Here is a 25,626-nt window from a genome sequence, read left to right on the forward strand (position 1 = left end):
ATGATCCGCCGAACGGTACATACCTTTCCCGTTACCGATAAGGCCGCGATCAAGAACAAACTACTGCTCTGGACCCGACGGTTCAGGGCAGTTTGTGTTTTAGACAACAACGATTTTCGATATCCCGGGCGCTTTGAACCCGCCTTTGAAATGGCGGTAGCCGTGGAGGCTGTGGACTCCCTTTCGGCTTTTGCCGGGGTCGCGTTCGAGGCATTAGATCAAGCGCGACTAGCCCGACCAGACTGGTGGTTTGGCGGTTTGGGTTACGACCTTAAGAACGAAGTAGAGTACCTCACTTCGGCGAATACGGATGGTCTTGAATTTCCGGACCTGCGCTTTTTCAGTCCGCGCTTTTTGTGGCTATTGAAAGGGTGGAAGGTGGAGCTCCACATGCTGGAGGACGAAACAGAGGACCCCAGCGAACTGTGGCGCCAGGTCCGAACGACTGATCCTCGCCCTGAAGGCCAAGTAGTGGCCCCGAAGGCCATTTCCTGGGAAAGCCGATTGGATCGGGAAACTTATTTGGAGCGCTTTGATCGCATTCAAAAACACATTCGGCAAGGCGACATCTACGAGATGAATTTTTGCCGGGAATACTATGCTGAAGATGCTGAAATTGATCCTTGGCTGGCGTTTCAGGCCATTCAAAAACGAACTCAGGCCCCTTTTTCGGCCTTTTGGCGTTGGGAAGAAGAATATCTCCTTTGTGCTTCCCCTGAGCGCTATCTGCGCAAAGAGGGACAACGCGTGATTTCCCAGCCCATCAAGGGGACTGCGGCCCGCTCGAGCGATGAGCCGGAGGATCTCCGCTTAAAAGAAGCCCTTCGCAACAGCCGAAAAGAGCGGGGCGAGAACGTCATGATCGTTGACTTGGTTCGGAATGACCTCAGCCGGGTAGCAGCAAGGGACAGCGTTCACGTAGACGAGCTCTACGGCATCTACAGTTTTGAAACCGTACATCAAATGATCAGCACGGTTCGGGCCGACCTCGCCCAGGGCAAAACGTGGTCTGATCTGTTGCGCGCCACCTTTCCTATGGGCAGCATGACCGGAGCGCCTAAGGTTCGCGCCATGCAGATCATCGAGGAGATGGAAGAAAGCCGCCGCGGATGGTACTCCGGAGGTTTGGGGTACATCGACCCGCAGGGTCAGGGCGATTTCAACGTCGTCATTCGTTCCCTTATCTATCGCGCGGACCGTCGCTATCTGAGCCTTCAAGTAGGCGGGGCACTGACCATTTTGAGCGACGGTGCGGAGGAATGGAACGAAACAGAACTCAAGGCGCGCGCCCTATTGGAGGCGGTGCGTCAATCAAACCCCAGCCATGAAACCGCTGAATAAAGTCATAAGCGATTGGGCGGAGGCGAATCTTGCGCCTACGGCGCGATGCCTCGTTGCCGTCAGCGGCGGCGTGGATTCCATGACGCTCGTCCACTTGCTTCATTCAGCCGGTGTCGACCTCTCCTTGGCCCACGCCAACTTCCAGCTGCGGGGCGATGAATCGGCCGCCGACGAGGCCTTTGTTCAGCAATACGCCCAAGAAGCCGGTATTCCCCTTCATTGGCGGCGCTTTAGTCCTGAGGAATTGGAAGATCAAAGCGATGAATCGGTCCAAATGTGGGCACGCCGAAAGCGCTACGATTGGTTTGCGGAGGTCATGCGGGAAGAGGGTTTTGATCATCTGTTGACCGCCCATCATCGGGATGATCAGCTCGAGACCATTTGGTGGAATATGATTCGCGGAACAGGGGTCAGTGGCCTTCGCGGTATACTGGCCGAGCAGGAGTTTGCGGGCGCTGAGCGCGGCCTATTGCGACCGCTCCTGACCGTAGGGAAGGATGAGATTCTCGCTTATGCGGAGGAGTCTGGAGTGGCGTTTCGGACGGATTCGTCGAACGCCAGTCTGAAGTACCGGCGAAACGTGATTCGCCACAACATCGTGCCGCAGGCACTCGATATTCAACCCGCTTTAAGTGCCAATATCACGGACTTTGCCTCTCGAATGCGCGATTTGGAGCATCTGCTTGCCGACGCGGTGGGCGAGGTACGAAAGGCGGCGTTTAGCGAGAAAGAGCACTGGACGGAAGTGCGGATGGCCCCGATTCAAGACCGGGCGGGCTCGGCTACCCTGTGGCATGAGCTCTTACGCCCTTATGGATTTACGGCCCTTGGGGACATCCTTCGGGCGATAGACGAAAAGACGGTGGGTGCGCGTTTCTTTAGTCCGAAGTACCGCTTGACGATGGACCGGGAGCACTTGGTGATTGATCGACGGGCGGATGAGGAGCAAAGTACCTACACCTGGTATGAAGGTGAAGCCCTCAATGACCCAATCGTTTTGCGCGGGGAGTTGAAGGAACGACGCTTGGTGGATATTCCGACGAGCCCGTTACGAGCTGCTTTGGATTATGATAAGCTGAGCTTCCCTCTGACCTTGAGGCGATGGAGGGCGGGTGATGCATTTAAGCCCTTGGGCATGAGCGGAACCAAGAAACTTCAAGACTACTTCACCGATGAAAAATGGAGCCGTACCGCCAAGGAAAATGCCTGGCTTTTGTGCTCTGGAGATGACATTATTTGGCTCGTTGGGCACCGTCTTGACGACCGGTACAAAATTGGAGACGCCACCGAAAAGGTGTACCTTGTGGCGCTTTTGGAAAATGAAATGTAAGGCATAATGCGGAAGCTGATCTACTCACTACTCTCCCTGTTTTTCTTTGTCTCGACGGCCTTTGCGCAGATTTTGGAGCCCGTTAAATGGAGCTATTCCACAAATCAACTGAGCGACAACGAAGCAGAACTTATTTTCAGCGCTACGATTGATCCGACGTGGCACTTGTACAGCCAGGATATCCCTGATGGAGGACCCATTCCTACCGAATTTATCTTTGAAGATGCCATTGGCTGGGAGGCCATTGGTCCTGTAGAAGAGCGCGGACATCTGGAAGAGGAGTACGATCCGAATTTCATGATGGACCTCAAGTACTACAGCCTGGAGGTTGATTTTGTGCAGAAGGTGCGCATTACTTCGAGCGATCCCGTAAAGGTGGTTGGAGAGCTCACGTTCATGACCTGTGACGCCACCCAGTGCTTACCCCCAGAATACATTGACTTCGAATTCTCCTTGGCCGGTTTCACCCCAGAAGGAGGTAGCGAAGATTCCGGTGAAGAGGAAGAGGTTCGTCAAACCGACGACGAAGCAGCTGGTGATGAATCCGTTGAAGAGGAGTCAACCATTGAGCCTTTGGAAAACTCCGGTGGATTTGATCTTTCGGGTGGAGAAGAAGAGGTAGTCGAAGGCGAAGAAGTCGTTGAAGAGGCAGCGGTTTCTGTAGGTTCAGGCCCCGCCGAGCCGGTGGCTAGTCGATCCTTGATCAGCATCTTTTTGCTCAGCTTTTTGGGTGGATTTGCGGCTTTATTGACGCCTTGCGTCTTCCCGATGATTCCTTTGACGGTGAGCTTCTTTACGAAGCAGAGCAAGACCCGTGCAAAGGGTATTGCTAATGCTATTATCTACGGTAGTTCCATCATCGTCCTTTACACCTTGATCGGACTTTTGATTACCGTATTGTTCGGGCCTGATGCACTGAACGCTTTCAGTACGAACCCGTACGTCAACATTGCCTTCTTCTTGATTTTGGTGGTCTTTGCCATCAGCTTCTTTGGGGCGTTTGAAATTACCTTGCCCTCGAGCTGGGTCAACAACGCCGATCGCGCCTCTGAACGAGGAGGGTTGATCGGAATCTTCTTTATGGCCTTCACCCTAGCTTTGGTTTCCTTTAGCTGCACAGGACCCATCATCGGTTCCTTGCTCTTTGAAGCCTTCAGCGGGGGAATCCAAGGACCGCTAGTGGGAATGTTTGGATTCTCTTTAGCCTTGGCTTTGCCTTTTGGGCTGTTCGCGGCCTTCCCTGGTTGGTTGAATACCCTTCCAAAGTCTGGAGGGTGGTTGAACTCTGTGAAGGTGGTCCTCGGTTTTATCGAATTGGCTTTTGCCTTGAAGTTCTTAAGTACTGCTGACCTGGTGTGGCAAGCAGGATTGCTCAAGCGCGAGTGGTTCATCGTGAGCTGGATCGCCATCTTCGGACTTTTGACCTTGTACTTGCTGGGCAAGTTCCGCCTGCCGCACGATAGTCCATTGGAAAAGATTTCAGTATCACGACTCTTCTTCGCGATCTTCAGTTTGATGTTCACCATCTACTTAATCCCCGGACTTTGGGGGGCGCCATTGAAGGCCATCAGTGGATTTACTCCGCCGATGTTCTACAGCGAGTCACCCGAAGGGTTTGGGGGAAGCGCTACAGCTGTTGTGGCTTCAGGAACTGGTGAGATGGTTCCAGAAGGTGCAGACCCGGCACACTGTCCGCACGGCTTGAACTGTTTCCACGATTTTGAAACCGGTAAGGCCTATGCAGAAAAGGTGGGCAAACCCATCATGTTGGACTTTACCGGTTGGGGCTGTGTCAACTGCCGAAAAATGGAGGAGCAAGTGTGGAGCGATCCACGGGTGTTGGAACGCCTGCGGAATGAGGTGGTCTTGATATCGCTCTATGTAGACGAGCGCGAGCGCTTACCAAAGGAGGAACAATACACCAGTGACATCACTGGAAAGAAGGTGAAGACCATTGGAAACCTGTGGAGTGAATTCCAAGCAAAGCACTACCAAACCAACAGTCAGCCCTACTATGTGATCATTGATCATGAGGATATGGATCCCTTGATTGAACCCACCGCCTACGACCCGGACATTCCCAAATTTGTGGATTGGTTAGATCGCGGCGTTGCAGCATTCAAATAATGATTAGAGAAGAACTTCTTGAGGCCCAAAAAGTCTTGGCGGAGTTTCTCGCCGATGACGAAAACATCACTCGGATTGAACAGGCCGGAGCGCTGCTTGTTAATGCACTGCAGCAGGATGGCAAAATCTTGAGTTGTGGGAACGGAGGCTCGATGAGCGACGCGATGCATTTCGCGGAGGAATTGAGCGGCCGCTTTCGAGAAGATCGGCCCGCATATGCGGCTTTGGCCTTGAGCGATCCGTCGTATTTGACCTGTGTGTCGAATGACTACGGTTACGATCAAGTGTTTTCACGGGGTGTAGAGGCCTTAGGGCGCTCTGGAGATGTGCTACTCGCCATTTCGACTAGTGGGAATAGCGCGAACGTTCTTCGCGCCGTAGGCGCCGCAAAAGAGAAGGGAATGAAGGTCATTGGCCTCACCGGTAAAACGGGTGGTGCTTTGGCGAAGGAGTGCGATGTAGAAATTCGCGCACCGCACAGTGACTTTTCGGACCGCGCTCAAGAGATTCACATCAAAGTCATCCACTGCCTCATTCATTACGTGGAGCAGCATGTGGAACGATGAACCCCAACTTCCGGAAGAACGCTATCGCATTCGACACGATGAGACCATTGTCGGTTTCATGCGGGTGATGTACGGAAGAAGTACCTTTTACAGCAAAGACGGCTTTTGGTGGACGGGAAAGGCCATGGACTACAATGTGCGCGATGAGTTCGTGGGCATTCGAGACAAGAACAACAAGCACATTTACGAGTGGGATTTGGTCAAGTACAAGATCGATCCCGATGAGCCATATCGCGAAGGGGCCGTGTTGTGGCAAACCGACCGCGAGCGCTATGTGATTCGAGACCTGGAGGAAGAGCTTTATGTGCCCTTCGAAGTCGATGGGCTACAGATGTTCAATCCCGCCCAATTGGAGGTCTTTAGCTACCTCTTTATCAATCCAGACCTGCAGGAAGTTCTAGGCGTATCGGAGTAGATTTAGTACCTTCGATAGTACATCACACTACACCTACGCCATGAAACCGCCACTCTATTTTTTGGTCGATGACGACCCAATCAACAATATGATCAATGAACGGATGCTGAAGAAGCACTTCAACGATCAGCTCACCATTGAAGTATTCCCGGATGGGCAACCTGCGTTAGATCGCCTTCGTTCGGGCGGGGAAATGCCGAGCCTTATTTTCTTGGACATCAATATGCCGGGGCTAGATGGCTGGCAGTTCCTGGAAGCATATGAGAAGGACGGATTCGATTCGGCCGTGGTGATGTTGACCTCTTCCATTGACCCCAGTGATCAGGAAAAGAGTCAGTCGTTCCCAAGTGTAGTGGATTTTATTTCGAAGCCGCTCATGCCCGCATCCTTGACCGAGCTCATGGAGCACCTGAATCTGGAGTCATGAAAACCCTCAGTGGTGATTTGAGACCAACGAGCTGGTCGGAGCTACAGGATTGCCTATTTAGTCATACCTGGGACGACCGAATCAATCGATATCGATCTAATTTCATCTATCGCGGACTGGATCAGTCCAATTTCGAGTTGCTGACCAGCCTTCAGCGCATAGGAGGGCCTTATCCAAAGCTCGAACGACATTTGCTCCGGAACTTCCAGAAATATGCCCACCGCGATGCGGCCCCGGGGAACAGTATTTGGAACTGGATGGCGACAGCCCAACACCACGGGCTACCCACGCGTCTTCTGGATTGGACCTATTCTCCCTACGTAGCACTGCACTTTACAACGAACGACCTTACCAAGATCAACGAGGATGGGGTCATCTGGTGCTTGCACTACACGGAGCTCAATTCCTTTCTTCCCGACAAATTACAGCAGGTCATTCGACGCGAAGAGTCCAATGCCTTCACCGCAGAAATGCTGGAGTCGGTGTGCGATCGCCTAGAGATGTTGGACGAACTCGTCGAGTCGGAGGACTTCATTCTCTTCCTCGAACCGCCCTCTTTGGATGAGCGTATTGTCAACCAGTTTGCCTTATTCTCCCTAATGTCTTCGCCAACGGTACGTTTGGACGACTGGCTTCAGAAGCACCCCGAGCTTTTCTTCCGCATCATTATTCCCGCCGAGCTGAAGTGGGAGGTTCGCGACAAGCTCGACCAGGCCAATATCACCGAGCGCGTTCTTTTCCCTGGACTCGGAGGACTGAGCGAGTGGCTCAAGCGACACTACAGTTCTAAAAAATAACATCTCGGTATTCTTTATTCGGTGCCTACGGCACGATGTGGCCTTGAGCTTTCCCAGCTTGCAGCATGATCGTGAAGTTGCACTCCGCCTCCTTGATTGGCATTCGAGCTCTACCCGTCACTGTTGAAGTCAGCACTTCACCTGGATGGAAGTGGCATATTGTCGGCCTGGCCGACAGCGCCATTCGGGAGAGCTACTATCGGATTCGTTCAGCCATTCGCACAGGTCAGAAGTGGCCTGGATTTCAATTCACCGTCAACTTGGCGCCGGCAGACCTCAGGAAAGTGGGTAGTTTATACGACCTACCCATTGCTTTAGGGGTGCTGGCCGCAGCTCGGCGAATATCATTGTTGGGACTTGAGCGGTATATGATCGTTGGAGAGCTTTCTCTCGACGGATCACTCCGTCCCGTTCGAGGTGTACTAGCTATGGCACTTTTAGCTAAATCCTTAGGATATGTTGGCATTTTGGTCCCAAAGGAAAATGCCGAGGAGGCAGCCGTGGTCGAAGGTCTGCGGGTGCGCTATGCCGAGCACTTTAAGGAAGTTTTAGAGGCCTTATCTGGGGTGCGAAGTTGGCAAGTACGGCCTCCATCCGTTTTTGAGCCATCCGAGCAAAGGGATTGCCCCGATTATGCAGACATCCAAGGTCAGAAGGCAGTGAAGCGCGCTCTGGTCATTGCGGCGGCAGGCGGGCATAACATCTTGATGATTGGACCGCCTGGTTCGGGAAAGACCATGATGGCCCGTCGCTTTCCAGGAATCCTACCCGCTCTTTCCAAAACGGAGGCTTTGGAGGCTGCCTTGGTCCATTCTATTTCCGGTAAAAGTGGACGAATTGGCCTGATGAGGACGCGTCCCTTCCGTCACCCTCATCACAGTTGTACGGCAGCGAGTATGGCAGGGGGTGGTGTGCCTCCAGCTCCAGGCGAAATATCGCTTGCGCACTGTGGAGTCTTGTTCCTCGATGAGCTTCCGGAATTCTCAAGATCCGTGCTGGAGTTGCTCCGTCAGCCTTTGGAGGACCGAAAAGTGACCATTGCTAGATCCAGGTATTCCGTTGACTTTCCGGCAAATTTTCAACTCATTGCCAGCATGAATCCGAGTCCCTCCGGTTCGTTTGAAGAGGCATCGAATCCCATTATTCAGGGTCGATACCTCGGAAAGCTCTCACGTCCACTTTTGGATCGTTTGGATATGCACGTTGAAGTCAAAGCTGTTCCTTGGTCAGATCTCAACCATCACCAGACCTCATGGACAACGGAGGAAATGAAAGTACAAGTAGAGCGTGTCATGGATCTTCAATCTCGACGGTATTGCGATTTGGAAGTACAGCGCAATGCCGAGCTGAAACCTGACCAACTAAAAACCTATGCCGCTTTAAACCGAGCATCACAAACACTGCTCAGGGAGGCCGCTCACAAATGGAACTTTTCGGCAAGAGCTTACCACAAAATCCTGCGCGTTGCACGTACCATAGCCGACCTCGAAGGTCAGGATAATATCGGATTGACTCATTTGTCCGAGGCCATTCAATACCGCATACTGGACCGGGTTTCTGGCCGTTGAAAAAGCGTACTTTAGCTAATCTATATGCTGCAGTGCGTGGTTCAACATATGGTGCGGTTGAAGTGGGTTTATGCCCTTGTTTTGTTGTCTACTACGGTACAAGCTCAAATCACACGTGTGCGCGGTACGGTATTGGACTATGAGACCAGTGAGCCCGTCCCCTTCGCCAACGTCGTCTTCCCGAACACGAGCATCGGTACCATAACCGACTTTGACGGATCCTTCGAAATTCAAACTGTTCAGAAGGTCGATTCTATTATTGCCACTTATCTGGGTTATCAAACGACATCACTGGCCATTGTCCCCGGCCAAGATCAAGAAGTAACCATACGGCTGAAAGCTTCGAGCATTAGTCTTAACGAGGTGGTGGTCACCGCAGACCCGAATGAAAAGGAAAAGGAGAATCCGGCGCATGTGATTCTTCGAAATATCTGGGCCAACAGGGACAAGAACTCACCGGAAAATTTATCGGCCTACGAGTATCAGAAGTACGAGAAGATAGAGTTCGATTTGAACAACATTGATGATAATTTCAAGAATCGAGCGGTCTTCAAGCCCCTCGATTTCATTTTTGATTATGCGGATACTTCTGATGTGAACGGTAAGGTATACTTGCCCATTTTCATCATCGAATCGGCCTACGACTATTACTATCGGCAAGACCCCAAGCTCGAGAAAGAAATTATGCGGGCGACCAAAAATGCGGGATTTGACGCCAATGCTGGAGTCCAAGAGTTCATGGGTGCTCTATACCAAGACTACAATATCTATGACAATTACCTGCCCATTTTCGAGAAGGGATTCGTCAGTCCTATTTCGAGCTTAGGACTATTAAGCTATAAGTACTACCTCACCGACAGCACGGAGGTAAACGGAAGTACCCAATTCAACATTCAGTTCATTCCACGCCGGAAGCAGGAATTGACCTTCAAAGGGGAAATGTGGGTCGATGAAAAAACCTGGGCGGTGACGGATATTGACATGAAAATGACCGGCGATGCCAATGTGAATTTTGTCAATGACTTGTCTGTGCGCCGCAGTTACGAGTTGTATCACGATTCCATCTGGATGTTGAAACAGGACTTTATTATCGTTGACTTCGCTGTTCAGGACAACAAGGATGCGTACGGGCTATACGGTATTAAAACGACAGAGTTTAACGACTATGTTATCGACCAACCCAGGCCTGAAGAATTTTATCGAGAAGAGGAGTTTAGCCGGGAGGACATGATAGCCAACTCCAACGATGACACCTATTGGAAGGACGTCCGCAACAAGGAACTTACGGAGCAGGAGCTGGGCATCTACAGCATGATTGACACGCTGAAGAACACGCCGGCTTTCCGGACCTATTTGGATGTCATTGCCTTTGTCCTTTCAGGTTATTGGGAGATGGAAGGTTATGATTTGGGGCCCTTGCTTTCGACTCTGGCCTTCAACCCCGTTGAAGGTATGCGTTTGCGTTTTGGCGGTCGTACTTATTGGGACCGAAATGATCTTTTTCGCATATATGCTCATGTCGCCTACGGCACCAGAGATGGAATCTTAAAATACTCTCTGGGTGGGAAATGGCTTTTCAAGGACAAGCCGCGCTTGGAGCTCGGTGCGTACCACACCTATGATATTGAGCAGATCGGTGCACGATACACCACGGCAGCAACGCGTACGGGGTCTTTTTTGAGTTCGGTACTCGCTAGAGAGCCCTTTGATCGATTGAGTTTGGTTCGGGAAACCAAGACTTATTTCCGAAGTGAATACATCAAAGATTTAGAGGCCAAGGTAGAATTCCGTCGCCGGGATGTGTTTGGTGTTGGTGCCGTAGATTTCACCGAGATTAGTGCTGAAGCGGGTCCTATTTCTACTTCCGAAATTGAGTTGAATCTCCTGTATCGTCCGGGCAAAAAGTGGCTCGGCGTTGGAGTCGAACGTTTGGATGTGTATACGCCGCATCCAACCTTCATTTTAAACTACTCCTATGGTATTCCCGACTTCTTGGGAAGTGACTATGAGTTTCACAAAATATATGCTGGATTTACCAAGCCCTTCTTGTTGCCGCCTTTCGGTAAGTCTATCTTGACTCTTGAGGCGAGTAAGGTGTTTGGAACCCTGCCTTTTCCCTTGTTGGATGTGGCGCCAGGTAACAATACCTATGCCTATGCACGGTACTCCTACAACCTTATGAATTTCTTTGAATTCACAACCGATCAATACGCGAGTTTTAATCTGGAACATCACTTCGTGGGGCTTTTCTTCAATCGAATTCCCTTATTTCGAAAGCTGAAGTGGCGGGAGGTAATCACAGCTCGTGGAATGATTGGAACCTTAACTCCAGATAATATTGAGTTGAATACCACGGAAGACGGAACAACGATTCAGGCCCCTGATCGCGGGTATTATGAAGTTGGAGTAGGTATTGAGAATATTTTCAAATTTCTACGTGTGGATGCCATTTGGAGACTCTCTTATTTAGAAGAAACAGCCTTTTCGACTCCGAATGCATTCGGAATTCGCGTAGACCTAGCAGTTCGATTCTGATGGAAAATTGTCAACGCTGTGATGCGGAATTAAACGGACGATGGTGTGCTCAGTGTGGTGAAGATAATGCCACGCCAAGAATTTCCTTTGGGAACCTGCTCCGAGAATTTTTCGGGAGCTTTTTCTCCTACGACAGTGGCTTCAACACCACAATGAGGCTTCTTTTGCTGCGGCCGGAAGAGCTCATTCGCAATTACATCAAGGGGATTCGAAGCCCGTACTACAACCCCATTCGACTGGCGATTATTTTCGCCACGATAAATGCTATTCTGTTCGTTCAACTTGACTTGATGGATGCCGTTACGGTCCAGACCGTTGAAAGTAAACAGCAGGAAATTGCCATGCAGTACATGGGTGGATTGATGACCAAGTACATGAATTTTCTGTCGGTCGGGGTCATTCCGTTTTTAGCTTTATTCACATGGCTTTTCCTCCGAAGTGAGAAATGGAATTACGCCGAACATCTTTTGATGTCCACCTACCTCTACACCTTTGTGATCATACTAGGTGTTGTGACTACACCTCTCCAGATTTTTCTGAGGGATTCACCAGAAATTAACGTCTTCTTGGGGTTCGGAATCTCCCTCATATATCTCGTCTACGCCTTAGCCCGAATCTTTGGCTTTGACGGGGCCGTCATTGTAAAGACCTTGTTGGCCTATGTGTTGTCCTTTGCCGTTTTCGTAGTAGCGATGACCCTGGTGGTGTCCTTGAAGATGTTCATTGATTTTCGCAACGGAAATCTGCCGATGCTCGATGCTAAAGAAGATTTATACGGCTACTGGGAATTGCAGTCTATGGAGCGTGCGGATTCCCTGACGGGTGAATGGGCCCCCTATCGAGAAGAAGGGATGATCGGAGTGCTTAATTACGACCGAAATGGCCACGTAAGTCTTCACCTGCAGTCTATTGACTATTTCTACACAGGAACCTATGAATTACTCAAAGGGGACACGGTTGTGCAACATACTCGCTTAACGCATTCTGACTCATCAGAAGTGGGTGTAAAAGTAAAACGACGCATAGAATGGTCTGGAGATACATTGATTATACGCCCCGTTGAAGAACAAAATGCTGCTTTGCGCCTTAAATGGCTGAAGCAAGAATAAGGTGGTAGTACTTTCCTTTTATCGTTTTCCTAAAAACCGCCGCTGGTGGGCTTTTCGACAGATGGGCCTGGCTAAAGAGCGTTTGGAAGAAGGGCCAAAGCCCAAGTTTGTCAAGTTTCTGGGTACTGGAGCAGGGGAAGGCTTTTCCATGAAGCCCGACTTTAGAACATATGGTCATCTAACCGTATGGGATTCTCCCGAAGAGGCCAGAGCTTTCTTACAGTCACCGATGAGTCGAGATTGGCAAGCTCATGCCGAATCCCATGTTCACCTCGACTTGAACACTGTTAAAGCACATGGGAAATGGCACGGGGAGCAGCCGTTCCCTGTACATCATATTTATCAGGATGGCCCTCTGGCGGTGATGACACGAGCGAGAATTCGCACTAAAAGACTCCTTGAATTCTGGCGACATGTTCCCGTAGCGAGCAAATCCCTGACAGAGAATAAGGAAGTGCTTTTTTCTAAAGGAGTGGGTGAGTTGCCTTGGGTAGAGCAAGCCACTTTTTCCTTGTGGCCGTCGAAGGAGAGTATGTTTCGCTACGCCTATGAAGGCGATACGCATCGGAAGATTATCGAAAAGACCCGAAAGAGGAAATGGTATTCTGAAGAGTTGTTCGTTGAATTTGTTCCGAAGATTATCGAGAACGACGGTTTTATCCCAGAAGGCGTCTTACCAGCTTGATCCGTGAACCGTACGGGGCAAAACGAAGGGGAATACTGAGCCACGTGGGCGTCTTGGTGATCCCTTTGATATGGGAAAAGGTCTGAAACGAATAGCGCCCATGGTAGCGTCCCATGCCACTGTCACCCACGCCGCCGAAGGGCAAATGGTGATTGGCCATATGCATGATTACATCGTTGATGCAGGCATTCCCGAACGAGAGTTCGCGCAGAATTTGCTTCTCATGTGAGCTGGATTTTGAAAATAGATACAAGGCAAGCGGGCTTGGCATGGTCTTTAAACGGGCTATGAGCGCATCCCAATTGGAATAGCTTAGGATCGGGAGAATGGGGCCAAAGATTTCCTCCTGCATGATGGGATCCTCCCACTGAATATTGTCGAGAATCGTTGGTGCTAAATATCGATCTTCCGAGTCGTGTTCTCCACCGTGAACAAGCTCACCATCCCCTAAAAACCCAATAAGTCTATCGAGATGTCGCGGGGTTACAATGCGCCCGTAGTCTTCATTCTCTTTTGGATTGGCCCCCCATTGATCAATAGTCTCTTTGACGATCAGTTCAATCAAACGGTCCTTTACGCTCTCGTGCGCAACTACAAAATCCGGAGCGGTACAAGATTGGCCCGCGTTCATGAAACGCCCCCAAACGATTCTTTTGGCCGTAATGGCTAAAGAGGCTGTTTCATCCACAACAGTGGTGCATTTTCCGCCTAATTCTAATGTCACCGGGACTAAGTGCTCTGAAGCGGCCTTCATCACGATTTTTCCGACTGCCGTGCTGCCGGTAAAAAAGATGTAGTTGAAGGGCTGGGAGAGGAGAGCATTTGATTCTGGGACTCCTCCTTCGACCACATGGAGATATTCGGAGTCAAAGGTTTCGGAGATCATGCGCTTGAAAACCTTGGACATGTTTGGAGCGAGTTCGGAAGGCTTGAGCACAGTGGTATTCCCGGCAGCAATGACTCCGACAAGCGGGAGTAGAGCTAATCGAACCGGGTAATTCCATGGAGCAATCAGGAGCACATTCCCATAGGGACTCGCGTGGTTGAAGTGCCGCGCAGGGAAGGTGGCTAGCGCATCAGAAATTCGCTCATCCCGCATCCACGAGCGCAAATTCTTCAAGGCAAACTTGATGTCCGATTTGACCAAGGCAATCTCGTGCGTGTAGCCTTCAAAGCGACTTTTCCCAATATCCGCAGCCATAGCATCGAGCATGTCCTGCTCGTAGTGGTTCATCATGTTCAAGAACCGGCGAAGCTGTTCTTTTCGAAAAGCGTAGGAGAGCGTTGCTCCAGTGTTAAAGTATTCCCGCTGTTTCTTGTAGATATCCTTGATCTCCTCCATGTCCCAAATAACGCCCATTTTTCGCACTTTTGCAGCACCTCTATGAACTACCTGTCCATTGAAAATCTGGCCAAATCCTACGGGGAACGCATTCTGTTCCAAGGCGTGAGCTTTGGCATAGATCAAGGCCAAAAAGTGGCCTTTGTTGCGAAGAACGGGACAGGGAAGAGCTCTCTGTTGCGCATCCTGGCCGGTTTGGAAGGCCCAGATGAAGGAGCCGTGACCTTCCGAAAAGACATTCAAGTGGGTTTCCTGGATCAAGACCCCAATCTCCCGGCAGATAAATTGATATTGGATGCTATGTTTGATGGGGATGATCCCATTACTCAAGCTATTCGTCGCTATGAGCTCAGTCTCGAGCACCCCGAAGAAGCTGAGGAAATGCAGGCCGCTTTCGACGAGATGGAAAAACTTCAGGCTTGGGATGCAGAAGTGCGCGTGAAGCAGATTCTAGGTAAGCTGAATTTGGACCATATCGACCGTCCCATAGGGGATTTGTCAGGGGGGCAGAAAAAGCGCGTGGCGTTGGCTAAGCTGCTGATTCAAGACCCCGACCTCATTATTCTCGATGAGCCGACCAACCACATGGATATAGAGATGATCGAATGGCTAGAGGAATTCTTAGGTCGATCTGAAGTCACGGTCTTCATGGTCACGCACGATCGATACTTTTTGGATTCCCTCTGCGATCACATCATTGAATTGGATCAAGGCCAGATCTTTAAGTACCAAGGCGACTACGAGTACTATTTGGCCAAGAAAAACGAGCGCTACGAGATTCAGGCCACAAATGTGGAGAAAGCCAAGAACCTCTATCGCAAAGAGTTGGATTGGATGCGCCGCCAGCCCAAGGCACGCGGGACCAAGAGTAAGGCTCGGATTGACGCCTTTTACGACATCAAGAAAGAAGCGCATAAGCGCAACAAGGACGAGCAGGTGGAGATGGAAATCAAGATGCAGCGCATGGGTGCTAAAATCGTTGAGCTCCACAACGTCAAAATGAATTTTGACGATTTGCCCATCCTCAACGGCTTCAGCTATACCTTCAAAAAGAAGGACCGAATAGGCATTGTTGGGCGCAATGGAACGGGCAAAACGACCTTTCTGAAACTCATCACGGGTGCCTTGGCTCCAAAAGGTGGAAAAGTAGTCATTGGGGATACGGTTCAGTTCGGCTATTACACTCAAGACGGAATTAAGCTCAAAGAAGATCAGCGGGTCATTGACGTGGTCAAGAACATCGCCGAGGTTATTCCGCTCACTAAAGGACGCAAGTTAACTGCGGCTCAAATGCTCGAACGGTTCTTGTTTTCTCGAGATGATCAATGGACCTATGTTTCTAAGTTGAGCGGAGGAGAACGCAGAAGATTGTATCTGTTGACCGTCTTGATGGCCAATCCCAACTTCTTAATCCTCGATGAGCCGACCAACGATCTGGACCTGATCACCCTGACCGTACTAGAAGATTTTTTACAGGAATTTGAAGGCGTTATTATCGTGGTCAGCCACGACCGCTATTTCATGAACAAGCTGGTCGATCACCTTTTTGTCTTCGAGGGTGCGGGCGCGGTTAAGGACTTGAATGGCAATTATCAGGATTACCGTGTTTACATGGCCGAAAAAGAGCAGCGGGAAAAAGAGCAGAAGGCCGCCGCACAAGCCAGTAAGTCGGTCGAGACTAAAGACGAAGCGCCCAAAGAGAAGAAGCGCTTGAGCTACATGCAACAGCGCGAGTACGACGGGCTCGAGGCAGAAATCGAAAAGCTCGAAACGCGTAAGGCGGAAATTCACGATTCGTTTGCCTCAGGTAACTTGGAAGGGGAAAAAATGGAGGAGCTGAGTATTGAACTCGCTGAAGTGCAAAAAGAAATTGAGGTCAAAACGGACCGCTGGCTGGAACTATCGGAATTCGCATGAGTTGGAACGCATACAGAATGATGGCCTACTTTCGCCACCGTATGATGGCGAGGAATGCACATGCGCTTCACTCCCCATATCTCTTTCAGCTCTATAACGAAGTCATCAAAGATCGTGAAGAACCGAGGACTCAGGATATTGAGCGCCTACGGCGCGAAATGATGCGCGATCATCGCAAAATCGATGTGGAACAGCGCACTTCAGGAAATCACGAGACCCTCGAGCTCAAGGAACGACGTGTTTGCGATGTCGCTCGAAGATCCAGTGTCCCCGCTAAGTACGGTCGGCTATTAATGCGCTTGGCGGAGTACACGGATGCAGATCGCGTTCTGGAGCTCGGTACTTCCATTGGTCTAGGGACTACTTATTTGGCGCGAGGCTCATCGGGAACTGTAACTACGGTGGATTCTTGCGCCTCTTTATTGGAAGTGGCCAAGGAAGGACTCAAAAAAATTGGACTATCGGATCGTGTTCTGGTCCGACACGGCAAGTTCGATGAACTACTTCCCACTTTAATGAAAGTTGGTGAGGAGTGGGATATAGTGGTGATGGACGGAGAGCACAATCCCAATGAAGTACATGATTACTTCAATCAAATCTTGCCTCATCTGCACAAAAACTCCGTTGTGATTATCGATGATATATATCGTTCTCAATCCATGACGGCTGCTTGGGATGAACTCTGTCGTCGTCCTGAAGTGCGCCAGTCCATTGATCTCTTTAGATTCGGATTGCTCTTTTTCCGCACGCAACAGTTACGGGAACATTTTCGGTTGCGCCTTTGAGCATTTTGGTTAAGTTTGATTTCCCATGGAAAACGTAATCGAATTATCCGACATCACCCGGAATTTCCGGATGGGCGCCGAAGAACTCAAGGTGCTTCGCGGTATTTCCTTGACCATTAAAAAAGGAGAATACGTGGCCTTGATGGGGCCATCTGGATCGGGAAAGTCGACCTTGATGAATCTCTTGGGTTGCTTGGACACCCCAACAGGAGGTCAGTATGTCCTGAATGGCACCGATGTCAGCGGATTAACGGACAACGATTTAGCGGAGATCCGGAACAAGGAGATTGGATTCGTTTTCCAGACCTTCAACCTATTGCCTCGATCTACGGCTTTGGACAATGTGGCCTTGCCGCTGGTTTACGCGGGACAGTCCTCCGAAGACCGCTTGAAGCGAGCGGAGGAAGTGCTCGGTCTAGTAGGCCTTAGTGATCGGATGACCCACCGCCCGAATCAACTCTCCGGTGGTCAACGTCAACGCGTCGCGGTGGCAAGAGCTTTGGTCAACCGTCCATCCCTTATTCTGGCCGATGAGCCTACGGGAAACCTCGATTCCAAGACTTCGGTGGAGATCATGGCCCTGATGGACGAGATTCACGCTAATGGGAATACCCTCGTGGTCGTGACCCACGAAGAAGATATTGCGCAGCATGCGCACCGAGTCATTCGATTGATCGATGGACAGGTCGCTTCGGATGAACAGATTCGCTAGAAAGGCGTTCACCTTAAAATTTCGGACATGAAGATCTACACGAAAAAAGGGGACAGTGGAGCGACTTCCTTAATTGGAGGAACGCGCGTGGCCAAGCACGACTTGCGGATTGCATCGTACGGAACCATCGATGAGCTCAATTCCTACCTCGGGGTCGTTCGCGACGCCGCGGGGATGGATCAGGTGACCGAACAGTTGATCGAAATCCAAGATCGCCTCTTTACCATTGGGTCTTCTTTGGCCAGTGATCCAGAGCGATCCAAGATGGCCATTCCGGATTTGCGCGATAGTGATGTTCAGCTCTTAGAGCAGTGGATGGACGAAATGGACGCAAAGCTCCCCGAGCTAAAAGCCTTCATTTTGCCTGGGGGTCATTTGGCCGTAAGTCACAGCCACGTTGCGCGGACCATCTGCCGCAGGGCGGAGCGCCTTGTGACCGAACTGCGTGGACAGAGCTTTGTGGATCCCTTGGTTTTGACCTACCTAAATCGACTCTCGGATTATCTTTTTGTTATGGGTCGTCTCCTCGGTCAAGAGCTTGGAGCGGTTGAAACGCCTTGGGAGCCAAGAAAATAAGGGCCCTTCGGGCCGATGAAAAAAGACTTGCACATGTGGAAATTAAAATTACATTTGCAAAAAATTTGAAAGCACCATGTACTGGACCTTAGAATTAGCTTCTTATTTGAGCGACGCCCCTTGGCCAGCGAGCAAGGACGAATTGATTGACTACGCTATTCGTACGGGTGCGCCTTTGGAGGTGGTTGAAAACCTTCAAGCCATCGAAGAAGGAGAGAACGAAATCTACGAGTCCATCGAAGAGATTTGGCCCGACTACCCCTCGGACGAAGACTTCCTCTGGAACGAGGACGAGTACTAAGCCTACATCCCGCCACGAGCGGGATTTTTTTTGCCCCGATGTGCCGATTTGGCATGAGCCAAATAAATGGAGGGGTTTTTGACTTAGGGAGCATCGCGCCGTAGGCGCAAAAGCCTATTTTTGTTTTCCCAGGAATTAGAAGGATATGAGTTTTCTAAATAAAGCATTGAAGTCGGTCTTTGGCAGCAAGGCCGATCGTGATTTGAAAGAGTTGCAGCCGTACGTCGACCAAGTGAATGCGGCGGCGGTTGGTCTCGATGAGCTGTCTAACGATGATTTGCGGGCGAAGTCAGATGAATTCCGCGAGCGGATTCGGGCGGCTGAAGCGCCACAGAAAGAGCAAATTGCAGAACTGCAGAAGCAGATCGATAGCGATGAAGTCGAGGTGGAGCAGAAGGAAGATCTCTACAAGCAAATCGATGCCTTGGAAGAGCAGTCGCTCGAGGAGGTCGAGAAAGTGCTGTCGGAGATTTTGCCTGAAGCCTTTGCCGTAGTTCGCGAAACTGCGAGACGTTTTGCGGGCAACGAATACGTTGAAGTGACGGCGCGCGACTTCGACATTGAGCTTTCGCACCGTAAAGAGAACGTCGAAATCGACGGAGACAAAGCTCGTTGGGCCAACAATTGGATGGCTGCGGGGAACCGAATTACCTGGGATATGGTGCACTACGATGTGCAGCTGATTGGGGGTACGGTACTGCATCAAGGAAAGATCGCGGAGATGGCGACAGGGGAAGGGAAAACCCTTGTGGCGACCTTGCCGGTCTTTTTGAATGCCTTGACGGGCCGAGGGGTACACCTGGTTACCGTGAACGATTATCTGGCTAAACGGGATAGCGAATGGATGGCTCCAATTTTCGAATTCCATGGCCTTACCGTGGATTGCATTGATCGCCACCGTCCTAATTCTCCGGAGCGCCGCAAAGCGTACAAGGCGGACGTTACTTATGGGACCAATAACGAGTTCGGCTTTGACTACTTGCGTGACAATATGGCGCGTAGCCCGGAAGATTTGGTACAGCGCAAGCATCACTACGCCATTGTCGATGAGGTGGATTCCGTATTGATTGACGACGCGCGTACTCCCCTGATTATTTCGGGACCGGTTCCCAAGGGAAGCGATCAGCAGAAGTTTGTCGACTTGAAACCAAAGGTGGAGCAGCTGGTGAACGCCCAGCGCAAGCTTATGACTCAAAACTTGAGCGAGGCCAAGAAATTATTGGCGGAAGGCGATGGAAAAGAGGGAGGTTTCAAGCTTTTGCAAGTCTATCGCGGACTGCCCAAGAGCAAAGCGCTCATTAAATTTTTGAGCGAAGAGGGTATTCGCGCTCAGTTGCAGAAGACGGAGAACTTCTACATGCAGGATCAGAGCAAGGAGATGTACAAGGTCGATGAGGATCTCTTCTTTGTGATCGATGAAAAGCAGAACAGTATTGAACTGACCGATAAGGGTATCGACCTGATTTCGGGCAGTGAGGATCGCGACTTCTTTGTGCTTCCAGACATTGGGGCCTTGATGGTTGAGATCGAGAAAATGGAGGGATCCGATCAGGATCGGGCCGCGAAGAAGGATGAAATGCTCCGCGATTACTCTGTGAAGAGCGAGCGCATCCATACCTTGAACCAATTGCTGAAGGCCTACACGCTCTTTGAAAAAGACGTGGAATACGTCTTGATGGACGGCAAAGTGAAGATTGTGGACGAGCAAACGGGTCGGATCATGGAAGGCCGTCGTTATTCGGATGGTTTGCACCAGGCAATCGAGTCCAAGGAGAACGTGAAGATCGAGGACGCTACCCAGACCTTCGCGACCATTACCCTTCAGAACTACTTCCGGATGTACCACAAGCTAAGTGGTATGACGGGTACGGCAGAAACGGAAGCTGGTGAATTCTGGGACATCTATGAATTGGATGTGGTGGTGATTCCAACCAACCGTCCGATTGCCCGTGATGACCGTCAAGATTTGGTCTTCAAGACTACGCGTGAAAAATTCAACGCCGTTGCGGACGAGATTGTGAAACTCCGTGAGGCAGGGCGTCCGGTCCTCGTGGGTACCACGAACGTCGAGATTTCGGAAATCTTGAGTCGTATGCTCAAGATGCGGAAGGTTCCGCACAACGTTTTGAACGCGAAACTTCACAAGAAGGAGGCCGACGTTGTTGCGGAGGCCGGTCAGCCAGGAACCGTTACCATTGCCACGAACATGGCGGGTCGGGGAACGGATATCAAGCTGAGTCAAGAGGTGAAAGATGCCGGTGGTTTGGCGATCATCGGTACCGAGCGCCACGATTCACGACGCGTTGACCGTCAGTTGCGAGGTCGTGCTGGTCGTCAAGGAGATCCGGGTAGCTCTCAGTTCTACGTATCTCTTGAAGATAACTTGATGCGACTCTTTGGTTCTGAGCGAATCGCCAAACTCATGGACCGTATGGGTCTTGAAGAAGGTGAAGTGATTCAGCACTCGATGATCAGCAAGTCCATTGAGCGTGCCCAAAAGAAAGTAGAGGAAAACAACTTCGGTATTCGGAAGCGTCTTCTCGAGTACGATGATGTGATGAACTCACAGCGTGAGGTGGTGTACAAACGCCGTAAGCACGCTTTGTTTGGAGATCGCTTGAGCGTCGATTTGGCCAACAACATGTACGATACGTTGGATACCCTCATTGATATCTACCAACAAGACAAAGACTACGAAGGCTTTAAGCTCGACATGATCCGCTTCTTTAGTATGGAGGCGCCGATGGACGAGCAGACCTTTATGAAGTCCAACCACGAAGAGGTGGTGACTCAGGTCTATGAGGCTGCGCGGACGCACTACAAAGAGCGTATGGTTCACGTTGCCAATATGGCCTGGCCAGTCATTAAGGACGTCTACGAGAATCAAAAAGGCCAGTACGAGAACATCGTAGTTCCCTTTAGCGATGGAACGCGCATGCTTCAAGCCGTTGTCAACTTGGAGGACGCCTACAATTCAGGCGGTCGCGCCTTGATTGCAGCCTTTGAAAAGAACATTACGCTCGCGATGATTGATGAGCAGTGGAAGGATCATCTGCGTGAAATGGATGACTTGAAGCAGTCTGTTCAGGCGGCGACTTACGAGCAGAAGGATCCGCTTTTGATCTACAAATTTGAGTCTTTTGAGCTCTTTAAGCGCATGCTGAATACGACCAACCAAGAGATGGTCAGCTTCTTGTTCAAGGGAGAGTTGCCCACGCAGAACCCTCAAGAGGTTCAGCAGGCACGCCAGCCGCGTCAGGACATGAGCAAGCTTCAAACGAGTCGCCCTGGTGATCCCGGTTCAGGAAATGGTCAAGCAGCTCCTCCACGTCAGGTGGGAGGAGGTCAGGCACCGCCCATGGGGCCACAACGCCCTCGTGTCACTGAGCCCATCGTTCGCGAAGAGCGAAAGATTGGACGGAACGACAAGGTGACCATCAAGCACCGGATGTCCGGGGAAACCAAGACGGTGAAGTACAAGGTTGCGAAGCCCTTATTGGATAAAGAAGAGTGGTTGCTGATTGATTAATCAGCGTCCTCTTCGAAGGCACTCTTTTTGAGCATTTGAGCGTCGGTGACTAGGCAGACACCGCCGTACTTGGTAATGACTGGCCGAAAGGCCTCGACAATCTCTTCGACCCGTTCAGGGTCACAGGCAATAAGGACGTACCAATTTCGCCCAATATCAACGGGTAAATCTCCTCCTTTGAAGCCAGAGGATCCCTTTCCAATGACTTCGCGGATGACGCTGTATCCTTCAATGCCCCACTCATCCAATTTGGCGAGCAATCGATGCTGTGCGTAGGCACTCGGAATAATGAGTTCTATTTTACTGACGGCTTTCATGGCTTACCAAATTAGTTGAATCAAATAGTAATAAAGTGGAATCCCCAAGGTGATGTTGAAGGGGAAGGTAATGGTCAAGGACATCGGCACGTACAAGCTGGCGTTGGCCTGAGGAACGGCGATGCGCATAGCTGCAGGAACGGCAATGTAACTGGCCGATCCGCAGAGTAGGGTGAAGAGCAAAGCATTCCCTGGAGACAAGGCTAAGAGGTAGGAGACACCGAGTCCGAGCAATCCCGAGAACAAGGCAAAACCGATACCGAAACTAACGGCAATCTTGGCCGTTTTACGCAGTACTTTGATCCGACGTGCGGATGCCAATCCCATGTCCAAAAGGAAGAAGCAAAGCATTCCTTTGAACAGGTCCTTGGTAAACGGCTTCAGGGCTGCTTCGTATTCAAGATCCGCAACGTAACCGATGAGCAGGGAGCCGAGAATCAGGACGACCGATCCATTTAGGAAGGCATCTTGCATGAGCGGTTTCCATTCTACTTTTTCTGTTTTGGACTTTCGTCCATAGCGGCTGGCCAGATAGACCCCCACGATGATCGCAGGACTTTCCATTAGCGCCATTGCCGCGACCATGTATCCGTCGTAGTTCTCCGAAAGCTTCTCCAAGAAAGCGACAGCCGTAATGAAGGTTACGGCACTAATGGATCCATATGTGGCGGCCAAAGCGGCGGAGTTGTAGACTCCGAGAAAGCGACGCAGCAGGAAAAAGGCTACAAAAGGAGTGACTGAAGCCATCAGTACGGCCGCTCCGAGCGTTCCGAAGACTTCACCGCCTCCCGACGAATGCTGCAGGGCAAACCCTCCTTTCAGACCGATGGCCATTAAGAGGTATAGCGAAAAGAGTTTTCCCAGGGTCGAAGGAATCTCCAGATCCGACCGCATAAGAAAAGCCCCTATTCCCAAAAAGTAAAAGAGAATAGGGGGTGATAAGAAGTTGTGCAGGATAAGCGATAAATCCATATCGGGTGTTTAGCCTGCAAAGATAATAGCAATACTATCGAAAATGCAAGAGTTGTTGAAAACTCCTTAGATGAACTCGACCACTCCGTCACTGAGACGGTAGTAGGCAGGTACCACCTCCACAGTTCCTTCCCGGTGTTTCGGGCGGATGTACGGATCGGCGTCCATGATGTTTCGAGCCACCATTTTTGCATTGATTTTGACGGCGTTGGTCAGCAAATCGCCTTCCATTTCTTGAGCTGCTAAGACTGCAGGTCGAATTTGATGGACCAAGGAGTTGATGTGCCCGCCAGGTAGATCGATCTCCAAGGAAGCACCCACCGCCCCGCAGCTTTCATGGCCCATGACCACGACCAAGTTCACTCCCAAATGGGCGACGGCGTATTCAATGGTTCCAATCACTTTATCCTTAGCCACATTCCCGGCAACTCGGATGACAAAAAGATCTCCCAGACCTTGGTCAAAGACAATTTCAGGCGTTACTCGACTGTCCGAGCACGTGACGATCACGGCATAGGGTTCTTGTCCATCGACCAGTGAAAAACGCCAGCTCATATCCTCGTGTGGGTGGCTCAATTGGTTGTTTACGAAACGTTGATTCCCCTCTTTCAATTTAGCCATGGCCTCTTCGGCCGATAGGTTTTGACTCATGTTGTACTTTTGATTAAAATTTACGCTCGTGGCGCAGGTTCAGGTTCGGTTTTTTCTTCACAACTACAGCTGGGAGCAAGACTCCGAGGACGCCTATTTGGCCCTCATGCCTGACAATCAGCTCAGCGAGATACGCCAATTTAAGCACTTCAAGGGATATTTCAACGCACTAGCTGGTAAGCTTCTCTTGCTTTTGGCCCTGCGGGCCGATGGCCAATCGCCCCAACGCCTTGCAGAAATCGAAGCAGGCCCCCACGGTAAACCCTTCCACCCGGACCTCTTTCACTTCAATGTCACCCATACCGATGGCCTCGTTGCCATCGCCTGGTCTCATGATCTTCCCGTTGGTCTAGACAGTGAACGCGTGCGCCAAAAGGACCCCTATCTCTTCACCAAGCAGTTTAATCCCGTGGAGATGGAGGGTTTTCGCACATCCGAAGATCCCGTTCGTGCATTTTTCAAGCGCTGGACACAGAAGGAGGCTATTGTCAAGGAAATCGGCGATGGCCTTACGCTACCTTTACGAGAAATCACCGAAGCTCAACCGGGCCAATTTCAATTCCGCGAAAAGTCTTGGAATACGACCCCAATTGAAGTCGGTTCCGAAAACCACTTCGTTCACCTTGCTGTGGAGGGAGAGGCACCAGATGTCCATGTCGAAGCCGTTCGGTTTTAATCCAGTTTGGGAATAATTCTGCCTTCCTGCCACTGAACGAAGGCACGAGCAGATTCTTGTGGAGACTCTTCCATAGGAACATGCCCAGAGTTTGGAATGGGGACAAAGCGGGCATTGCTCATCGATTCTGCCCAATCCTGTCCATTCGAAGGCGGAAACCACGGATCTTCTGTTCCCCATAGAAAAAGGGTAGGGGTTAAAATTTTACTAGCGCTTTCGGCGGTCCAAGAGGGATATTCGGCTTTCAATCGGCCCCGTAGGGCCTGACGGTTTCCCGGATAGAGCAAAAGCTCATAGTGACGATCGATGAGGTCTGGAGTGACCAAGGACGGATCGGCATATACATTGCGCAAGGTTCGAGCGATCAGAAAGCGCGGTGTACAATGAGCAATAATGGGGCCTAAAGGACCTGAGGCGAGGTCAAATATGCTAAACCCGTTGTCGTCTTTTGTCCAGCCACTGGCATTGATGAGAACAAGGCCATCCAAGACGTCCGGAGTATTTACTGCGTAAAGACAGGCCAGTTTACCTCCAAAGGAGTTCCCGATAACCGTCCAGCTGTCGATATCCACATGTTCGCGTAGGCTCTCAAACAACTCTAGATAAAAGGCCGCCGAGTAATCACCGGATTTTGATGGCCCGCTCAGACCAAATCCGGGTAAATCTAAAGCGATGATTCGGTATTGACCCTCGAGCTCTTTTTTCCAGGCATCCCAAGTATGCAAGCTGGAGCTCGTACCGTGTAAAAGGAGTAGGGCAGGACCTTGACCGGAAGCGCTATAGTGGATCCTCTGTCCTTTGTATTCAAAGGTAGCCGAATGTGGGGTTTGGTATTTTTTCCAGAGCTCATCGGCCGGAAGGTCAACACGCCATGTCAAGACTACTGGAAGGCCCAATAACACAACGATGCCGATCAGAACATTTCGAAGCTTGGTCATGTGAACAAGT

At 50.6% G+C, this 25,626-nt stretch carries 23 protein-coding genes; 18 read left to right on the forward strand and 5 right to left on the reverse strand.

Going from position 1 to position 25,626, the window contains the following annotated elements; genetic code table 11:
* From HZ996_05550 to HZ996_05600, 11 genes are all read left to right on the forward strand, one after another.
* On the forward strand, positions 1-1,341 hold the full coding sequence (locus HZ996_05550; GenBank protein ID QTN38638.1) for an anthranilate synthase component I family protein: 1,341 nt from the start codon (positions 1-3) through the stop codon (positions 1,339-1,341).
* Positions 1,325-2,671: a tRNA lysidine(34) synthetase TilS gene (gene tilS / locus HZ996_05555; GenBank protein QTN38639.1), complete on the forward strand. Its 1,347-nt coding sequence runs from the start codon at positions 1,325-1,327 to the stop codon at positions 2,669-2,671. Before HZ996_05550 ends, tilS begins: the two co-directional genes overlap by 17 nt.
* Positions 2,672-2,677: 6 nt before the next feature.
* Entirely contained in the window at positions 2,678-4,798 is a 2,121-nt protein-coding gene (locus HZ996_05560) for a thioredoxin family protein (protein QTN38640.1), read from the forward strand.
* Positions 4,798-5,364 (forward strand): D-sedoheptulose 7-phosphate isomerase, encoded by a 567-nt coding sequence (gene lpcA, locus HZ996_05565; GenBank protein QTN38641.1) that lies wholly within the window; start codon positions 4,798-4,800, stop codon positions 5,362-5,364. Before HZ996_05560 ends, lpcA begins: the two co-directional genes overlap by 1 nt.
* Entirely contained in the window at positions 5,351-5,779 is a 429-nt protein-coding gene (locus HZ996_05570; GenBank protein ID QTN38642.1) for a hypothetical protein, read from the forward strand. Before lpcA ends, HZ996_05570 begins: the two co-directional genes overlap by 14 nt.
* Positions 5,780-5,819: 40 nt before the next feature.
* On the forward strand, positions 5,820-6,206 hold the full coding sequence (locus HZ996_05575) for a response regulator (protein ID QTN38643.1): 387 nt from the start codon (positions 5,820-5,822) through the stop codon (positions 6,204-6,206).
* A complete protein-coding gene (locus tag HZ996_05580) occupies positions 6,203-7,003 on the forward strand; it encodes an FRG domain-containing protein (GenBank protein QTN38644.1) in 801 nt (266 codons plus the stop codon). Before HZ996_05575 ends, HZ996_05580 begins: the two co-directional genes overlap by 4 nt.
* A gap of 65 nt (positions 7,004-7,068) precedes the next feature.
* Positions 7,069-8,571, forward strand: a complete 1,503-nt coding sequence (locus HZ996_05585; protein QTN38645.1) for a YifB family Mg chelatase-like AAA ATPase — start codon at positions 7,069-7,071, stop codon at positions 8,569-8,571.
* A 24-nt stretch (positions 8,572-8,595) separates the two neighbouring features.
* Positions 8,596-11,106 (forward strand): carboxypeptidase-like regulatory domain-containing protein, encoded by a 2,511-nt coding sequence (locus HZ996_05590; GenBank protein ID QTN38646.1) that lies wholly within the window; start codon positions 8,596-8,598, stop codon positions 11,104-11,106.
* Positions 11,106-12,215: a DUF3667 domain-containing protein gene (locus HZ996_05595; GenBank protein ID QTN38647.1), complete on the forward strand. Its 1,110-nt coding sequence runs from the start codon at positions 11,106-11,108 to the stop codon at positions 12,213-12,215. Before HZ996_05590 ends, HZ996_05595 begins: the two co-directional genes overlap by 1 nt.
* Before the next feature lies 1 nt (position 12,216).
* Complete coding sequence (locus HZ996_05600) at positions 12,217-12,900, forward strand: spheroidene monooxygenase (GenBank protein ID QTN38648.1); 684 nt, start codon at positions 12,217-12,219, stop codon at positions 12,898-12,900.
* Here the strand turns inward: HZ996_05600 and HZ996_05605 are convergent.
* Entirely contained in the window at positions 12,872-14,233 is a 1,362-nt protein-coding gene (locus tag HZ996_05605; GenBank protein ID QTN40005.1) for an aldehyde dehydrogenase, read from the reverse strand. The two genes, HZ996_05600 and HZ996_05605, sit on opposite strands and share 29 nt — an antisense overlap.
* A 51-nt stretch (positions 14,234-14,284) precedes the next feature.
* On the opposite strand from HZ996_05605, the gene HZ996_05610 reads away from it, so the two are divergent.
* The 6 genes from HZ996_05610 (at position 14,285) to secA (ending at position 22,062) form a co-directional block, all read left to right on the forward strand.
* Entirely contained in the window at positions 14,285-16,159 is a 1,875-nt protein-coding gene (locus tag HZ996_05610) for an ATP-binding cassette domain-containing protein (GenBank protein QTN38649.1), read from the forward strand.
* Positions 16,156-16,944 carry a class I SAM-dependent methyltransferase gene (locus HZ996_05615; GenBank protein ID QTN38650.1) on the forward strand — a complete coding sequence of 263 codons (789 nt, stop codon included), beginning with the start codon at positions 16,156-16,158 and terminating at the stop codon, positions 16,942-16,944. Before HZ996_05610 ends, HZ996_05615 begins: the two co-directional genes overlap by 4 nt.
* Positions 16,945-16,969: 25 nt before the next feature.
* Positions 16,970-17,656: an ABC transporter ATP-binding protein gene (locus HZ996_05620; GenBank protein QTN38651.1), complete on the forward strand. Its 687-nt coding sequence runs from the start codon at positions 16,970-16,972 to the stop codon at positions 17,654-17,656.
* Between the two features lie 27 nt (positions 17,657-17,683).
* On the forward strand, positions 17,684-18,232 hold the full coding sequence (locus HZ996_05625) for a cob(I)yrinic acid a,c-diamide adenosyltransferase (GenBank protein ID QTN38652.1): 549 nt from the start codon (positions 17,684-17,686) through the stop codon (positions 18,230-18,232).
* 76 nt (positions 18,233-18,308) lie between these two features.
* Positions 18,309-18,533 carry a DUF2795 domain-containing protein gene (locus HZ996_05630; GenBank protein QTN38653.1) on the forward strand — a complete coding sequence of 75 codons (225 nt, stop codon included), beginning with the start codon at positions 18,309-18,311 and terminating at the stop codon, positions 18,531-18,533.
* A gap of 145 nt (positions 18,534-18,678) precedes the next feature.
* The gene (gene secA, locus HZ996_05635) at positions 18,679-22,062 is read left to right on the forward strand and encodes a preprotein translocase subunit SecA (protein QTN38654.1); all 3,384 of its coding nucleotides are present in this window, start codon (positions 18,679-18,681) and stop codon (positions 22,060-22,062) included.
* Here secA and HZ996_05640 read toward each other — a convergent pair.
* From HZ996_05640 to HZ996_05650, 3 genes are all read right to left on the reverse strand, one after another.
* A complete protein-coding gene (locus HZ996_05640; GenBank protein ID QTN38655.1) occupies positions 22,059-22,379 on the reverse strand; it encodes a hypothetical protein in 321 nt (106 codons plus the stop codon). The genes secA and HZ996_05640 overlap by 4 nt on opposite strands.
* Before the next feature lie 3 nt (positions 22,380-22,382).
* Complete coding sequence (locus HZ996_05645) at positions 22,383-23,351, reverse strand: sodium-dependent bicarbonate transport family permease (protein ID QTN38656.1); 969 nt, start codon at positions 23,349-23,351, stop codon at positions 22,383-22,385.
* 66 nt (positions 23,352-23,417) lie between these two features.
* Complete coding sequence (locus tag HZ996_05650; GenBank protein QTN38657.1) at positions 23,418-24,002, reverse strand: carbonic anhydrase; 585 nt, start codon at positions 24,000-24,002, stop codon at positions 23,418-23,420.
* Positions 24,003-24,030: 28 nt separating this feature from the next.
* On the opposite strand from HZ996_05650, the gene HZ996_05655 reads away from it, so the two are divergent.
* Positions 24,031-24,678 carry a 4'-phosphopantetheinyl transferase superfamily protein gene (locus tag HZ996_05655; GenBank protein QTN38658.1) on the forward strand — a complete coding sequence of 216 codons (648 nt, stop codon included), beginning with the start codon at positions 24,031-24,033 and terminating at the stop codon, positions 24,676-24,678.
* On the opposite strand, the gene HZ996_05660 is transcribed toward HZ996_05655, so the two are convergent.
* The gene (locus HZ996_05660) at positions 24,675-25,616 is read right to left on the reverse strand and encodes an alpha/beta hydrolase (protein QTN38659.1); all 942 of its coding nucleotides are present in this window, start codon (positions 25,614-25,616) and stop codon (positions 24,675-24,677) included. The two genes, HZ996_05655 and HZ996_05660, sit on opposite strands and share 4 nt — an antisense overlap.
* Between the last annotated feature and the right edge of the window lie 10 nt (positions 25,617-25,626).

The organism is Cryomorphaceae bacterium (assembly GCA_017798125.1).
Lineage (GTDB): Bacteria > Bacteroidota > Bacteroidia > Flavobacteriales > ECT2AJA-044 > ECT2AJA-044.